Genomic DNA, 14812 nt, shown 5'->3' with positions numbered 1-14812 from the left:
ATAAATTTTGAGTAGCTTTTCTGTAGGCTTTAGAGAAGTCTAGATGATTTGCTCTGTGTTTTTTATGGTGATCGTAGTTAATTGTAGATTACTTTGACGAATTAAATTAGAGAGAACACAGCATCTTAAGAAAATAATATTAATCGTTTAGATTTATTTCTTCTAATAACAGTAGAAGCCCTACATTATGACATAAATTAATAATTACATTAACTTATGGCTAAGATACTTTGCCTGTAAGTTATAGGATAATTTAAATAATGAAAAATTTATTTAACTTATCCTATAAAGCTTGAGTTATTGAACATATCTCAATACTTTCATTAAAAATAGAACATCTTTCTTTAACTTTAATTATTTTTTCATAATTAAGAATTCTAAAAAGAGTCTTGATGACGTCTTGCTCTAGTAATCTGCCAACTAAGAAAAATAACAGGAATTAAGCCAACTAAAACAATAGCTAAAGCTGGCGCAGCAGCTTCTGACAACCTTTCGTCTGAAGCATATTGATAAACTCTAATTGCTAAGGTATCAAAGTTAAAAGGACGAATAACTAGTGTAGCAGGAAGTTCTTTCATTACATCTACAAAAACTAACATGATTGCTGTAAGTATTCCACCAGTCATTAAAGGTGTATGAATTTTAATTAGAATATTTCTAGGTGTAGATCCTAAACTTCTAGCAGCGTCATCTAGACTAGGCTTTATTTTCCCCAAACTTGAATCAACTGACCCAAAGGCAACGGCTAGAAACCTTACTAGATAAGAATAAATTAGAGCTATTATTGTGCCACTAATTAACAACCCAATTTTGATCTCGAAAATCTGTCCAATAAAGTTAGTAATAATATTATCTAAACGTCCTAAAGGAATTAATATTCCTACTGCAATAACCGATCCTGGAATCGCATATCCAAGAGCAGCGACTTTAATAGATATGTTAACAAGAAAATTATTTTCTGAACGTTGCCCATAAGCCATGATTAAAGCTAAGGTAGCAGAAAGAATTGAGCTTATAAAAGCAACAGTTAAGCTATGGCTGGCTAAATTCCAAAAATTGTTAGCAAAGGCAGTAGTGAAATTAGCAACAACTAATTTAGTTAAATAAATAGCAGGTATTAAAAATCCCCCTAAAAAAGGTAAGAAACAAATTAACCAAGCAATTAACCCCCGCCATGATTTTAATTGATAGCGAGGTAATCTTATACGGGCACTGCTATTTTGGTAATAACGTATTTTTCGGCGAGACCATAATTCTAAAATAATTAAGCAAAAAATAAATAACATCAAACAAGCAGCCAATTGCCCAGCTGCTTGTCTCTCTCCAAAATCAAACCAGATACTAAAGATGCCTGTAGTAAAGGTATTAATTCCAAAATATTGAACAGTACCAAAATCATTTAATGTTTCCATTAAAGCTAAAGCTAATCCTGCTATTATGGCGGGACGAGCTAAAGGAAGAGTAACTTTTGAAAAACTTTTCCATGGACTACAACCCAAAGAACGACTAGCTTCCAGTGTACAAATAGACTGTTCTAAAAAAGCAGTTCTTGCTAATAGATAAACATAAGGATAAAGTACTAAAATCAACATAATAACTGCTCCCCATAATGAACGAATATTTGGGAACCAGTAATCATTAAAGTCTTGCCATCCAAACCAATTCCTAAGAGCTATTTGTACAGGACCATAATAATCCAGCATATCTGTGTAAGTATATGCCAGAAGATAAGCTGGAGCAGATAAAGGCATTAGTAAAAGCCATTCAAACCAGTCACACCCCGAAAATTGACAGAGACTAACAAGCCATGCAGTTGTGACCCCAATAACTAATACCCCAATTCCTACGCCTAGCATTAAACATAAAGAATTTAGTATGTAGTCAGTCAAAACTGTATCAGCTAAATGTTGCCAAATATCTCCTGCATCAGTAAAAACACTACTGAATACAAATAGTATAGGAGTCGAGATTAGAGCAGCAATTGTAATAACTACTACTATCCATCCTTTTGAAGGAAGGCGTCCAATTAAAGTATTAGTAAGATTCGAGGGAGAGGTTGATTCGGTCATAAATTCTTCTTTAAATACCCCAATAACTAAGTATAATTAAAAGGTGGATAGTCATTCAAGATTTTTATAAATAAGACTTTTTAAGCATTAATAATATTTCAACAATTTTTCTATATTTTATTTATTATTAAATAATTAGCTAGAAGCTACCTGAAATGAATATTTGTCAACATTTATAAGGGCTAAAATAATTTAGATACTGAAAATATAGAAAACTTTAATCACTCTAAATACTGTCAATCATATCTTATAAGTCTTTAAATAGCTCATTAGAATAAAGCTAAAAATTTATTTAGTACTAGTTACTGATCTAAATATATGAATTGTAAAACCTATTTTTTATAAAATTAAATTAAAAAATAATTTGTAATCTATTGCTAATATTACAAAATATAATTACGCAACTCAAAATTATCTTCGTAGATAAAAAATTCTAAAAATAATTTCTTGTCGTTAATTTAACATTCAATACGATATTTTCTATAAAATTTAAGATAGCAATGCTATTCTGTAGTAATTAGTAAATAAAATAAAATATTTTTTAAAAAAGTTTATTTGTCTGAGATAATTAGTGACCATTGAACCTGCCTAGCGCCAGTACGTCTATAGGAAAAGAAATTAGAAGAAGATTGATATGTACAATAAGGGGCAATAGATATCTTGTCTTTATCAACACCTAGTTGCTCTAACTGAATTTGATTGATTTGAGCAATATTTATGTAGACTTTATCTCTCTTTTGATTAAAAGAAATAGGAATATTATTCAAAGGTTTCAGTTTTTTACCTAAATTAGACTTATTATCCAAACTTACCAATATCTTTGTGGCAACAGATCTGGAAACTTGATATAGCCGTCCATTAATTGCTGGTCCAATTGCGATATATAGATTTTCTAGAGAACTTCCCCAATCTTGCAATCGAATAATTGCCTCTGGAACGATACGTTGTGCAGTTCCTTTCCATCCAGCATGAATTGCAGCAACATAACCTGTTTTACAATCGCCTATGAGAATAGGAACACAATCCGCACTGGCTACCCAAAGAGCTTGTTTTTTCTTATTCGAAATTATTCCATCTCCTAAAAGTGCACTATTTTTTAAAGAAAATTTGTCAATCTCATTAGATGACAATATAAGATTACTATGTACTTGTTTTAATTGGTAATTAGTTACATCTGAGTGAAAGAACCTCCCTATTTTTTCAGGAGATAAAGGGTGAAAAGACCTGGTGAGAAAGCCATGGTTCCATTGCTTTAAAAAATTACAAGTTAAGTAAGGCAAACCATTTAATGTTTTCCATTGCCAATTTGTAGCTAATTTATTAGTTATCATATAGAGCTAAAATCAAGATATATGAATAAATACTGTAAGATTTTATTAAAAATATTTATTTTTCTTACTATATTCTTATAACCTATGGTTTTTCAAAATTTTACTTGAAAAGATTATCCAAAATATTCTTTATTATACTATTATTTATTTATCATATATAAGTAATAGTATGGTTGAATGATATTGTACAACTTTTAATTTATAAGTACCTTATGGAAAATCCAGAAGATAAGCTAGTCATTCTACTTTTTAATAATACTTTTTTCTTTCGAAAAAATATTAGTTGTTTTTGGATACATTAAAGGTCTCAAAAAATAGTTTTACAGAAAAGCAACATGATATAAGCATCATTTACTTAAACTAGTTATCCTAAGTAATAATTGCAGAATTAAAACGTAAGCAGTTCTTTCTTATTTCAGGAAAATAGTTTTCATACTCCTCGAACAACTTGAGATAATTATGTAAAATTAACAGAATTATAAAAAAATTAAAAGCAGAGGCTTCTCTTGCTGTCAAAAAACTTATTTTAATTAAAACAAGTTTTTTGAAATTCATTATTTAATCGAGTAAGATAATCCTTGGTCTTACTTTATGTATTGATTATCAATATCCTACTCGATATTGTTTTATTTTCAATTTCTTAACAAAATATCTTTCATAGATGTTCAATTCTGCCCTAAGATTTGTTTAGATTATTCCATCAATTAACTTCTTATGTTTAAAACTGTAAAATCAATTAAACAAACAATAACCTCACTATCTATTATAACTTTAGTTGCGGCTCTAGAATCTTGTGGAGGTAATCCTTCTGACGTTAAAACAATTGAATCTAACCCTCAAATAGACATAGCATCAAAATTTCCAATAGAAGAGAATGTTTCTTTAATTGGAACAGGAGGCTCATTCCCAGCACCTTTATATCAAAATTGGTTTGCACAAATTCATCAATCTATACCTAACTTACAAATTGATTATCAGTCTATGGGTAGTGGGACTGGTGTAAGACAATTTACTATGGGAATCGTGGACTTTGGGGCAAGCGATGTAGCAATGGAAGATGCAGAAATTAGTAGAGTAGATAAAGGCGTTTATATGCTTCCTATAACTGCTGGTAGTATCGTAATTGCTTATAATGTTCCTGGTATTACTGAACTAAAATTATCGAGAGAAGTTTACGTGGATATTTTTAGTGGAAAGATAACTTATTGGGATGATCCTAAAATTTCTTCATTAAATCCAAATCAACAATTACCTAATTTGCCTATAACTGTTGTTCATCGTTCTGATGGTAGTGGTACTACAGGAGTATTTACCAAACATCTCAGTACTATTAGTCAGCAATGGGAAACTGATATTGGTCAAGGTAGAAGTGTTGAATGGCCAATTACAACAGGGAAATTTATTGGTGGGAAAAGGAATGCAGGGGTGACTGCTCTTATTCAGCAAAATAAAGGGGCTATTGGCTATATTGAATATGGTTATGCTAAAAATAGTCAATTACCAACTGCCTTATTAGAGAATGCTTCAGGCAATTACATTGAGGCTAATAGTGAAACTGCCTCTAAAACTCTTGAGGCAGTTTCTTTACCAGACAATTTACGTGCTTTTATTACAGACCCTCAAGGAGAGGACTCTTATCCTATTGTTACTTATACTTGGATTTTAGCTTATGAGAGCTATGATGACCCTAAAAAAGCAATTGCAATGGAGACCATGATCGAGTACGCTTTAACTGAAGGGCAGAATCAAAGTAAAGCTCTAGGCTATATTACCCTACCTCTTAGTGTTAGGAAAGAAAGTAGCAATGGTAGCTGATACTATTAGCCCTGATTATGATATTAATCTTACTGAGTTTGATCAAACCAAACAATAATCTGAAAGCTCAAGCTTTATTTCGTGATTTATGAATATTTTTCACCATAAAATTCTGAATTTCAGTGAAATTGAAATTATAGATTCTCTTCTAATCTCTTCTTTTTTCATTGTTGTTTATTAAAGCGCAAAAATTACTAGGTTTATTGTGACCCGACTATTTTCTAGACGACAAACGGGAGTAGGATCTCGTGCTACTTTCGAGAAAACCATTGATAAGTTGTTTAGGCTACTAACTCTGGGACTTGCTATCGGAATTAGCTTGATATTAGTTGCCATTTTTGGTGTTATTATCTGGCGTGCATGGCCAGCCATCTTAGAATATGGGTTGGGTTTTATTCTTAGTATGTCCTGGAATCCAGTGATTGGACGTGAAAATTATGGTGCATTACCTGTTGTTTATGGGACTATAGCCAGTTCTTTTATAGGTATATTCTTTGCTGCGCCTCTGGGGGTTGGAACAGCTATCTTTCTGAGTAAAGATTTTATACCTACCCAAATCAGGGTTCCTTTAATCTTTTTAGTAGAATTACTTGCTGCTATTCCTAGTGTTGTCTATGGTCTTTGGGGTATCTTCATCTTAACTCCTTTAGTACGTCCCCTTTCTGAATGGCTATATAATACTTTGTATTGGGTACCAATTTTCAGTAAACCTCCGATAGGTGGTACAGGGCTTCTTGCCTCAGGTATTATTTTAGCTATTATGATATTACCCATCATCACTGCTATTGCCAGAGAATCCCTCGACTCTCTTCCTGTCGATTTAAAGCAAGCTTCTTTAGGTCTAGGAGCAACTCGGTGGCAAACACTTTTTCGTGTTCTTATACCTGCTGCTTTTCCTGGCATTGCTGGAGGTATTATGTTAGCTTTAGGTAGAGCAATGGGGGAAACTATGGCTGTTACCATGATTATTGGTAATGTTAACAAGATTAGTGTATCTGTTCTAGAACCTGCTAATACTATTTCTTCTCTTATTGCCAGCCAGTTCGCTGAAGCTTCAGGAATGCAAGTTTCAGCATTAATGTATGCAGGTTTAGTATTATTGTTTTTAACATTTATTGTAAATATATTTGCTGGCTTTATTATTGATAGAACTCGTATTAGATAATTAACTCTTAAAAGAGCAAAGACTAAATAACAGAAAAACCTTTGAATTTTTTACGAATTCAAACTTATAGTCATTTGTCAGTTAATAATTTGTGAGATAATGATTTGTGGAATACTTTTTCTAAAAATATTCTTCAACGTTAATCTACTGTTTAACCTAAACTAACTTTGAAAATGAGGTTATTTATCATTTTTTATAAAAAAAATTTTCAAACGACATCTTTTGCAGTGTATTTGTAAACTTCCTATTCTGTTTAAAAGTTTGTGAACTATTACTAAACATTATTTAACTATGGAAGATCAAGAATTAAGTATTACAAAAAAGCTTATAACTACCCGTTCATTATTTGACGTTTTTTGGACTGCTACCGCTTTTTTATGCATGTTATGCACTGTTGTTCCTTTATTCGCAGTATTATTTTTTGTAGGATATAGCGGCGTACGCAGAATTGATTATCCACTTTTTACTCAACTATCACCACCTCCTGGATATTCGGAAGGAGGAATTGCTCATGCAATTCTTGGTACTTTATTAACTGTTGGTATTGGTTCTTTAATTGCAATTCCTATAGGAATTTTTGCAGCTATTTATCTTGCAGAATTTAGCGGTAATAATAAAATTGCTTACTGGGTTAGATTTACTGCTAGCGTTTTAAGCGGAGTTCCTTCTATACTTATTGGAGTATTCATATATGGATTACTAATAGCAACGAAAATCATAGGGTTCTCTGCTATTGCTGGAGGAACTGCCCTTTCTGTACTTATGCTGCCTACTATTACCAAAACTACTGATGAAGCTTTACAAATTGTCCCTCAAGATTTGCGATGGGCCGCTTTAGGAATTGGAGCATACAATTACCAAGCAGTCCTAGGAGTGATTTTACCAGCAGCAGCTCCTACTATAGTAACAGGTATTACTTTAGCAATTGCTCGCGCAGCAGGCGAAACAGCCCCTTTACTTTTTACAGCACTTTATTCAAATTTTTGGGCCAGCAATCCTCCAGAAGGTCTTATAGAACCAATCGCTACTCTCTCGGTACTAATCTATAATTTCTCAGTTGTGCCGTTTGAACCTCAGAAACAACTTGCTTGGTCCGCATCCTTGATTTTAGTTTTCTTAGTGTTAATAACAAGTATTGCATCTCGTTTAGCTACTCGGGAAAAAACTCATTAATTCTTATAAACATAATGTAATGAGGAAAATTTAGTTGTTTAAAGACCAAAATACGATGGAATATATACAAGATTCTAAATCTTTACAAATTCTAGAAACAATTTTCACTTTAGATTCTGTTAATGTCTATTATGGAAAACATAAAGCTATCCGTGATGTTACTTTCACAATTCCTAAGAATAAAGTCACTGCTCTAATTGGCCCTTCTGGATGTGGGAAAAGTACAATGTTGAGATGTTTAAATAGACTTAATGATTTAATTGATTCTTTTCATCTCAAAGGCAAAATTATATATTATAAACAAGATTTATATGCTTCTAATATTGATCCTATTGAAGTAAGAAAGCGTATTGGTATAGTATTTCAAAAGCCTAATCCTTTTCCAAAAACTATTTATGACAATGTAGCTTATGGAGCTAGAATTAATAATTTTAAGGGAGATTTAGATGAATTAGTAGAAACTTCATTAAAAAAAGTAGTTCTTTGGGATGAAGTCAAAGACAAGTTGGGAGAAAGTGGCTTTTCCTTATCAGGGGGTCAACAGCAAAGATTATGCATAGCTCGTACAATTGCAGCAAAACCTGAAGTTATTCTTATGGATGAACCTTGTTCAGCTCTTGATCCAATATCAGTTTTAAAAATAGAAGAGCTAATAAATGAATTAAAACAGAACTATACTGTAATTTTAGTAACTCACAATATGCAACAAGCGAGAAGAGTAGCCGACTATACAGCATTTTTTAATGCAGAAACTACTAAAGAAGGGAAAAAAGTCGGTTTTTTGGCAGAATATAATAATACAAAAGTAATTTTTGAATGTCCAACTAAGTTAGATACTCAAAATTATATAAGCGGACATTTTGGTTAATTTTAACTAACTTATTGTTATTGACTAGATAAAGTTCAAGATATAAATATGAAAAATAGTATTAAAATAGAACCTATTTTAAAAGCAGAAAATCTTAATGTCTTCTATGGCTCTAATCTAGTGGTTAGGGGAGTTGACTTAGTCATTCCTAAAGGTAAAGTGGTAGCCTTTATTGGTCCTTCCGGATGTGGTAAAAGTACTGTATTGCGATGCTTTAACCGTATGAATGATTTAATCCCTAATGCTAGAGTATCTGGTAAGATAACATATTATGGTAAAGATATTTACTCTAAAAAACTTGATCCTGTAGACTTACGCTCTAGCATTGGAATGGTATTTCAAAGGCCTAATCCTTTCCCAAAATCTATCTATGAAAACATTGCTTTTGGTGCAAGAGTCAATGGATTCAAAGGTAATATGGATGAGCTCGTAGAGACTTCTCTTAAAAAAGCAGCTGTTTGGGATGAAACTAAAGATAAATTGCATAGAAGCGGATTAATCTTGTCGGGAGGTCAACAACAAAGACTATGTATAGCACGTGTTATAGCTATAAAACCTGATGTTATTTTGATGGACGAACCGTGTGCGGCTTTAGACCCTATCTCGACCTTGAAAATAGAAGAATTAATTAATAACTTGAAAAAGGAGCATACTATTGTTATTGTTACCCATAACATGTATCAGGCTTCAAGGATATCTGACCTTACAGCATTTTATAATCTAGCAATAATAGATAAAGGAAAAAGAACAGGTCAATTAATTGAGTATAATAAAACTGAAATTATTTTCAATGACCCTACGATGGAATCAACTAAGCATTACATCAATGGAAAATTTGGATAAAATAAATGCATTATTAATATGAGATAAGCAATAGTTGAAAAGATTATTAAGATCAATCTATATATCACTTTTATGTGTAGTTATTTCTTGATTTTAACTATTCATTTAATTTTTTCTCTATTAACTGATTGGTCAGTTTAGGATCGGCTCTTCCTTCGCTTTTTTTCATAACTTGTCCTACAAAGAAGCCTTTTAATTTCTTTTTACCCGCCTTATACTTATCTACTTCTAAAGGATTCTCCTCAATAACTTCATTAATAATTTTTATAATTGTTTCTTCACTAGAAATTTGAGTTAATCCGTTCTTATTAACAATATCCTGAGGTGATCCTCCTTCTTTTAACAAAGTAGGAAGAATTTCTTTGGCAATTTTTCCGCTAATAACTTTCTTTTCAATCAATAGAACCAATTCTTCTAGATGCTTGGGTCTTAGAGCAATTTCAGTTATGGCTAACTTTTCATTATTAAGATATGCTGCAATTTCTTGTGTTATCCAATTTGCTACTAACTTAACATCTGCACCATTGGACACAGTTTCTTCAAAGTATTCAGCAATTTCTCGATCATCACTTAAGATACGTGCATCATAAGAAGATAATCCAAATATATCTTGATAACGTCTACGTTTATAAGCAGGAAGTTCAGGTAACTCTTTCTTCCAAAATTCTAATTGATCACTTAAAATCTCAATTGGAGGAAGATCGGGCTCAGGAAAATAGCGATAATCGCTAGCACCTGCTTTTTTCCTCATACTTATCGTTTCTTGTGATGATTCATCCCACAAACGTGTTTCTTGAAAAATAGTTTCATTATTATCTAATAGATGAGTCTGTCTATTAATTTCATACTCTATAGCTTTCTGAATTGCACTAAAAGAGTTCATATTCTTAATTTCTACTTTTGTGCCATACTCTATTTGCCCTAAAAGACGAACAGAAATATTTACGTCGCAGCGCAAGGATCCTTCTTGCATATTTCCATCACTAATCTTCAGATAACGTACTAGACGGCGTAATTCTTGAGCATATTCTGCTGCTTCTTGACCTGTTCTTAAATCTGGTTCAGAAACAATTTCTAATAAAGGTATTCCTGTACGATTAAAATCAATTAGAGAGTAATTCGAGCCGGTTAATTGAGCACTTCCAGAGTGAATCAATTTTCCTGCATCTTCTTCCATGTGTAATCTTGTTATCCCGATATTTTTATATATAGTTTCTTGATTATTTTTATCTGTTAGTTCAATCTCTAAAGTACCTCCCTCAACAATAGGAAAATCATATTGAGAAATTTGATAATTCTTAGGTAAATCAGGATAAAAATATTGTTTTCTATCAAACTTACTATAATTAGCAATCTTAGCTTTTAAAGCAAGACCTAGTTTAACAGCTGAAGATAAAACTTCCTTATTAAGGACAGGTAATACACCGGGATATCCTAAGCAAATTGGACAAATATTAGTATTAGGAGAACTACTAAACTTAGTTGAACAAGTACAAAAAATTTTACTGGAAGTATTTAACTGACAATGAGTTTCTAGTCCAATAACGGCTTCATATTTCTTATCAGAAGAAGATTTAATCATTACAACAAAGTTAATTTAATTAATTATTTTAGATTGATAGTAAGCTTTACTATATTGTTCAATAAATATTCTTATAAACTTATGAATTGGTTAGTCAAGAACGTAAGTAAGGAGGGATATAGTATCTTCTGTACTAACTAATTATTTATAATAACTTATCTGTACGATAAAGTTATATATGAGAATACTATTTTAAGTTTTCTATTTTTTTTGAAGATTTCTTAATATTTTATACATTTCAGGAAGACGTTTATATATAGCAGATGCTTTTAAATACAACTTATTGTCTATTGCTGGACTACTAGATACGACCTCTCCTGAATTAATATTACTAGCAATACCAGTTTGTGCTGTCGCAATTGCTCCATCACCAATACTAACCTGGTTTGCTACCCCTACTTGTCCTGCAAGAATAACTCTTTTTCCTACTTTTACTCCTCCCGCTAATCCTACTTGTGCTGCAAAAGCACAACTTTCCCCAATATTACAATTATGAGCTACATGCACTAAATTATCTATTTTAGTATTGTTTTCAATACGTGTTGTTCCTACCGCAGGACGGTCTATTGCACTATTGCAACCAATTTCGACATTATTTCCTAAAGAGACAAAGCCAGATTGTTCCATTTTAAACCAACCCTCAGCTATAGGAACAAATCCAAAACCCTCAGCTCCAATAACTGCTCCACTATGAATAACACAATTATTTCCAATTTGAGTACGTTCATGAATAGTGCAATTAGCATGTAGCAAAGTATTATTTCCAATAATAACTTCAGGATAAATTACTACATTTCCCTGAATACAAACTTCATCTTCAATTACAGAATCTTGTTGAATAATAGTGTGAGGACCTATGAAAACATTTTCCCCAATTTTAACGGAAGGATGAATTATCGAAGTAGAATCTATTCCTGGAGCTGGACGAAAAGGCTGATAAAATAATTTAATAGCATGGGCAAAGGCTAAACGTGTTTCAGATGTTGTTAGCCACAATATTCCTCTTTCGGTAGCTTCTTCTTGTAATTTTTTATCAGGTGGAAGAATTAAAGCACTTGCAGAAGTTTTACTAATCATAGAGGCAAATTTTGGACCTTCTATATAACTTAAATGTCCAGTTTTTGCTTCAGTAATAGATGATACTCCCGTTATTTCTAGTTCACATTTTTTATTATCGACTAAGCTATTCCCATTACTCAAAAAGTCTAGCTTATTAACAATTTTTTCGAATTTCATAATATTTAAAGTTAAATAAAATTAGTAATTTGTTAGATAATTAGATACGCTAACTAATCTATACCTTTCAGCAAAATTTTAATAGTGTAAATCTTGAAAATTTATAAAAAATAAATTTTATTTTTTATAAATTTAATTGTATTTCTATCATTTATATAATATTTACCTTAATAACTTTCTTTTGAAAAATAGTAATAGAAAATAAATCTATTAATAGTTATACAAATTTTTTATTAGGTTCAAAATTTTTCAGCTTTAATTATATATAAACCGAACTTCATATCATATTGCTTCTTGTTATACTAGTCTAATAATGACAATAACCAAATTAATTTCTAATAAAGAGCTTATTTATCAACTTATTAATAACTATGAACTTGATTGTTGTTTTATTCATTATAGATTTACTATCCATTAATAAAAATAAGATAGTCATCTTACTAGATTATTAGATGATAGATAAACTATGGTAAAAATTTTAAAGCTTCGGATACGGCTTTTCCTGAAACTATGCTAGTATCACCTAAAAGTTGTAAAGTTGTTTCTAAGCATGTAATAGTCGTTAATATATCTCGTTCACATATAAATCCTAAATGACCTATACGGAAAATTTTACCTTTCATATGATCCTGTCCTGCTGCCAAAATTATATTGAACTTTTCCTTCATTACATAACAAATATTTGTTATATCAATTTTAGAAGAAGAAACAGCTGTTATTGCATAGCTAGCTGATTCGTCAGTAGCTAATAAATTCAAACCTAATGTTTTAATAGCAATTCGAGTTGCCTGAGCAAGTTTTTGGTGACGAGTAAACATTTGAGCTAGTCCTTCTGCTTTCATAATTCTTAAAGCAATTTGCAATCCATAAATTAAATTTACTGGAGGCGTGAAAGGAAAAGAATTGTTATTAATTGCTTTTTTGTATGCTCCAAGATCTAAATAAAATTTAGGTAAATTCGAATTCTGATAAGCTTTCCAAGCTTTTTGACTCACAGATACAAAACCTAGTCCAGGAGGAATCATATATCCCTTTTGAGCTCCAGATGCTACGACATCTAATTCCCATTTATCGATAGGAAGATTTACAGTTCCTAAGCTTGTAACTGCATCAACTATGATCAAAGCTTCTCCGTGTTCTTTAGTGTACTTATTAATAGTTTCTAAATCATTAAGTACTCCTGTAGAAGTTTCAGAATGAGTAACGATAACAGCTTTAATTTTTTTGCTTTTATCATTCATAAGCTTATCTTTAAACATTTCAGGATCTAACGGCTCGCCCCATTCAGCACGTATTTCATCAACTTTTAATCCAAAAGCACGGGCAACATTTACCCAGCGTTCTCCAAATTTTCCGTTATTGCCTATTAGGACAGAGTCGCCAGAACTAAGGAAGTTAATGATTGCTGCTTCCATAGCTCCTGTGCCACTAGCAGTTAACATGAGAACATCTTCCTTAGTTTGATGAAGCCATTTTAAATTTTGAGAAATTTCACTGATAATTTGATTAAAGTCTTGACCACGATGCCCAATAGGATGCTGAGCCATAGCTAAAAGAACACTTTCAGGTACAGGAGTTGGACCTGGAATCATCAACATATTTTTATTTTGCATAATATATTCCTTACTATTTTTTGCTTTTAAATAAACTAGTCTTTTAATAAAATTTACTCAAAATTAATAATTTAAATATTTAATTTTTCTTATAGTTATTAGTAGTTTAACAACTAAGTATCTTATCGGATAAATAAAATGAATGTTCCTAATTGATATATCAATCAATATACACAGTAATATCTTATAAGATTAAGTTCTATTTTTTATTATTTAGTAGATTAATATAAGTTTATAATGATTTATCCTCGTAAACGATTTGGGCAACACTGGTTAAAAGATAATACAGTCTTAGAGAGAATTATAAAATCTGCTCATCTTACCAAGATTGACAAAGTTTTGGAAATTGGTCCAGGAACAGGTATCTTGACTTCTCGGCTTTTACCTGAAGTTTCTTCTGTTACTGCAATTGAAGTAGATCGAGACTTGTATGAACAATTGGTGAAGAAATTTCATTATTGTAAAAACTTATTACTCTTGCAAGAAGATATTCTTAAAATAGATTTATTCACAGAAATTAGTAATTACAACCTTTTTTGGCCTATGAACAAAGTGGTTGCAAATATTCCTTACAACATTACTAACCCTATTTTGGAAAAGTTATTAGGTAGTGTTTCTGAACCCTACAATCTTCCTTATGAAATAATTGTTTTATTAGTTCAAAAAGAAGTTGCAAAGAGAATTACCGCTTTACCTGGGAATAAAATGTATGGAGCGTTATCGGCAAAAATACAATACTTAGCTCATTGTAATTACATTTGTGATGTTCCTTCTAAAGCTTTTTATCCTGCTCCAAAAGTTGATTCAGCAATAATAACTCTTCGTCCTCATATTTTGGACAGTTCTGTTCTAAATCGGCCACACTTAGAAAAATTAATTAACTTAGGTTTTTCTAGTCGTCGTAAAATGTTGCATAACAATTTAAAAAGCATTATGGATATTAAATACATAACTGAATTTTTGGAAAAAAACAATCTTGATCTTAAAGTAAGAGCAGAAAACCTTAGTATCAATCAATGGATAGAACTAAGTAATTATTTATATCTTCTAAAGAGTAAGTAAATATACTATAAAGTTTTATTATTTATCTATTTGTTAAGGTTAAACTGTTACATAG

The 14812-nt window shown here is 31.3% G+C and carries 10 protein-coding genes and 1 pseudogene; 6 read left to right on the top strand and 5 right to left on the bottom strand.

The window, feature by feature from the left end; genetic code table 11:
* Nucleotides 1-377: 377 nt before the first annotated feature.
* On the bottom strand, nt 378-2069 hold the full coding sequence (locus UCYN_RS01955) for an ABC transporter permease (protein WP_012953821.1): 1692 nt from the start codon (nt 2067-2069) through the stop codon (nt 378-380).
* A gap of 551 nt (nt 2070-2620) precedes the next feature.
* The gene (gene pgeF / locus UCYN_RS01950; protein ID WP_012953820.1) at nt 2621-3400 is read right to left on the bottom strand and encodes a peptidoglycan editing factor PgeF; all 780 of its coding nucleotides are present in this window, start codon (nt 3398-3400) and stop codon (nt 2621-2623) included.
* 714 nt (nt 3401-4114) lie between these two features.
* On the opposite strand from pgeF, the pseudogene pstS reads away from it, so the two are divergent.
* From pstS to pstB (UCYN_RS01925), 5 genes and pseudogenes are all read left to right on the top strand, one after another.
* Nucleotides 4115-5273 (top strand): annotated as a pseudogene (gene pstS / locus UCYN_RS01945) (phosphate ABC transporter substrate-binding protein PstS).
* A gap of 147 nt (nt 5274-5420) precedes the next feature.
* Nucleotides 5421-6380 carry a phosphate ABC transporter permease subunit PstC gene (pstC, locus tag UCYN_RS01940; RefSeq protein WP_012953816.1) on the top strand — a complete coding sequence of 320 codons (960 nt, stop codon included), beginning with the start codon at nt 5421-5423 and terminating at the stop codon, nt 6378-6380.
* A 291-nt stretch (nt 6381-6671) separates the two neighbouring features.
* On the top strand, nt 6672-7553 hold the full coding sequence (pstA, locus tag UCYN_RS01935) for a phosphate ABC transporter permease PstA (protein WP_012953815.1): 882 nt from the start codon (nt 6672-6674) through the stop codon (nt 7551-7553).
* Nucleotides 7554-7608: 55 nt separating this feature from the next.
* Nucleotides 7609-8421, top strand: coding sequence for a phosphate ABC transporter ATP-binding protein PstB (gene pstB / locus UCYN_RS01930; protein WP_012953814.1), 813 nt, complete (start codon nt 7609-7611; stop codon nt 8419-8421).
* A gap of 48 nt (nt 8422-8469) precedes the next feature.
* Nucleotides 8470-9264 (top strand): phosphate ABC transporter ATP-binding protein PstB, encoded by a 795-nt coding sequence (gene pstB / locus UCYN_RS01925; protein ID WP_012953813.1) that lies wholly within the window; start codon nt 8470-8472, stop codon nt 9262-9264.
* 97 nt (nt 9265-9361) lie between these two features.
* On the opposite strand, the gene gatB is transcribed toward pstB (UCYN_RS01925), so the two are convergent.
* The 3 genes from gatB to UCYN_RS01910 form a co-directional block, all read right to left on the bottom strand.
* Nucleotides 9362-10846: an Asp-tRNA(Asn)/Glu-tRNA(Gln) amidotransferase subunit GatB gene (gene gatB, locus UCYN_RS01920; protein ID WP_012953812.1), complete on the bottom strand. Its 1485-nt coding sequence runs from the start codon at nt 10844-10846 to the stop codon at nt 9362-9364.
* A gap of 201 nt (nt 10847-11047) precedes the next feature.
* A complete protein-coding gene (lpxD, locus tag UCYN_RS01915; RefSeq protein WP_012953811.1) occupies nt 11048-12082 on the bottom strand; it encodes a UDP-3-O-(3-hydroxymyristoyl)glucosamine N-acyltransferase in 1035 nt (344 codons plus the stop codon).
* 464 nt (nt 12083-12546) lie between these two features.
* Nucleotides 12547-13695, bottom strand: coding sequence for a pyridoxal-phosphate-dependent aminotransferase family protein (locus UCYN_RS01910; RefSeq protein ID WP_012953810.1), 1149 nt, complete (start codon nt 13693-13695; stop codon nt 12547-12549).
* Nucleotides 13696-13932: 237 nt separating this feature from the next.
* Between UCYN_RS01910 and rsmA the strand changes: the two genes are divergently transcribed.
* A complete protein-coding gene (gene rsmA / locus UCYN_RS01905) occupies nt 13933-14757 on the top strand; it encodes a 16S rRNA (adenine(1518)-N(6)/adenine(1519)-N(6))-dimethyltransferase RsmA (protein WP_012953809.1) in 825 nt (274 codons plus the stop codon).
* The last annotated feature ends 55 nt before the right edge of the window (nt 14758-14812 follow it).

It is taken from the genome of Candidatus Atelocyanobacterium thalassa isolate ALOHA, from assembly GCF_000025125.1.
GTDB lineage: Bacteria > Cyanobacteriota > Cyanobacteriia > Cyanobacteriales > Microcystaceae > Atelocyanobacterium > Atelocyanobacterium thalassae.
This window is presented reverse-complemented; position numbering and strand designations above follow the sequence as displayed.

Excerpts from the sequence above, each read along its gene's own strand:
- UCYN_RS01955 (WP_012953821.1), bottom strand. The coding sequence starts at position 2,069 with ATGACCGAATCAACCTCTCCCTCGAATCTTACTAATACTTTAATTGGA.
- pgeF (WP_012953820.1), bottom strand. The coding sequence starts at position 3,400 with ATGATAACTAATAAATTAGCTACAAATTGGCAATGGAAAACATTAAAT.
- pstA (WP_012953815.1), top strand. The coding sequence starts at position 6,672 with ATGGAAGATCAAGAATTAAGTATTACAAAAAAGCTTATAACTACCCGT.
- pstB (WP_012953814.1), top strand. The coding sequence starts at position 7,609 with ATGGAATATATACAAGATTCTAAATCTTTACAAATTCTAGAAACAATT.
- pstB (WP_012953813.1), top strand. The coding sequence starts at position 8,470 with ATGAAAAATAGTATTAAAATAGAACCTATTTTAAAAGCAGAAAATCTT.
- gatB (WP_012953812.1), bottom strand. The coding sequence starts at position 10,846 with ATGATTAAATCTTCTTCTGATAAGAAATATGAAGCCGTTATTGGACTA.
- lpxD (WP_012953811.1), bottom strand. The coding sequence starts at position 12,082 with ATGAAATTCGAAAAAATTGTTAATAAGCTAGACTTTTTGAGTAATGGG.
- UCYN_RS01910 (WP_012953810.1), bottom strand. The coding sequence starts at position 13,695 with ATGCAAAATAAAAATATGTTGATGATTCCAGGTCCAACTCCTGTACCT.
- rsmA (WP_012953809.1), top strand. The coding sequence starts at position 13,933 with ATGATTTATCCTCGTAAACGATTTGGGCAACACTGGTTAAAAGATAAT.